This is a genomic window from Pseudomonas brassicacearum, assembly GCF_003732265.1.
GTDB classification, from domain to species: Bacteria; Pseudomonadota; Gammaproteobacteria; order Pseudomonadales; family Pseudomonadaceae; genus Aquipseudomonas; species Aquipseudomonas brassicacearum_D.
Map to the genome: position 1 here is coordinate 1 of NZ_MOBK01000427.1, position 487 is coordinate 487.

Consider the following 487-nt stretch of genomic DNA (forward strand, 5'->3'; position numbering starts at 1 on the left):
GCGCACCAATCGCTCAAGAGGACGGCAGTTTCCTCAAGGACGAGCAAGGCGCGATTCGCGTGCCGCAACTCGACAGTCCGGGCCTGAGCGCATTCCTCAACAGCGTCGGCGGCGAATACCACCCTGCCCGCCTCGACGAAGCGGATCTTGGTGCGCTCGGCCTGCTCAACGGCCCGCGCAGTCTGCGCGACGATGGCCAGACCGTGCGCCTCGATACCTGGGCCGATCAGGGTTACTGGCTGCTGTTGCCGCTGCTATTGCTCGCCGCCTGTGCCGGACGTCGTGGCTGGTTGTTCTGCCTGCCGTTGCTGCTGTGCCTGCCGCAACCGAGCTACGCTTTTGACTTTGAGGATTTGTGGCTGCGCCCCGATCAACAGGGCCTGCATTTGCTCAAACCGAAGCGCCCGGCCGAAGCCGCGCAGCATTTTGACGATCACCAATGGCAAGGGGTGGCGTTGTACGAGGCCGGCGACTACAGTGGCGCCGC

General features: G+C 64.5%; 1 pseudogene. It reads left to right on the forward strand.

The annotated features are described in order from the left end of the window. Positions 1-487 (forward strand): annotated as a pseudogene (locus BK660_RS32055) (hypothetical protein); the annotation flags it as partial.